Source organism: Vibrio sp. Y176, from assembly GCF_033438945.1.
The window spans coordinates 1-654 of record NZ_JAWOQS010000647.1 but is presented as its reverse complement, the minus strand read 5'-3'; the positions used below and the strand labels follow the sequence as shown (position 1 = coordinate 654).

Annotated in this window: 1 pseudogene; it reads left to right on the top strand. The window is 44.3% G+C overall.

Annotated features, from left to right (window positions below):
- Positions 1-654: pseudogene (locus tag R7O13_RS27850) on the top strand (glycerol-3-phosphate 1-O-acyltransferase); the annotation flags it as partial.

Below are 654 nucleotides of genomic sequence, written 5' to 3'. Positions count from 1 at the left end.
CAAACGCCTTAACGCTTTGTGCAACGGCCTTGTTGGCTTCTCGTCAACGTGCACTGTCTCGTGATTCTCTGATCAATCAGATTGAGTGCTACTTGAAGCTACTCAAGAACAACCCATACTCAAGCACTTCAACCATCCCAACAGAAAGTGCTGAAGAGTTGGTTGATCACGCTATCTCGTTAGATAAGTTTGTGATTGAAACAGACAGTATGGGCGACATCATTTCTCTGGATCGTAGTCAATCGATTCTGATGACTTACTATCGCAACAACATCATTCACTTGTTTGCGCTGCCATCGTTGATTGCTCAGATGATTATTCGTCAGCGCAATCTCACCGTGGAGAAAATCCAAGAGAACGTTGCGCAAATCTACCCATTCTTGAAGAAAGAGCTGTTCCTAAGCTACCAAGAGGAAGATTTAAACGACCTTGTGGTGAAAACGTTGAATGAGTTTGCCGAGCAAAAAATGATCTGTCTTGATGGCAACAAATTGGAAATCAACCAATCAAACAACCAACCGCTGGTTCTACTTGGTCGCACGATTACTGAGACGCTGCAGCGTTACTCAATCGCCATGAACCTATTGGTTGCGTACCCTGAATTGGGTAAATCAGATCTGGAACAGAAGAGCCAAGACATCGCGCAACGTTTAG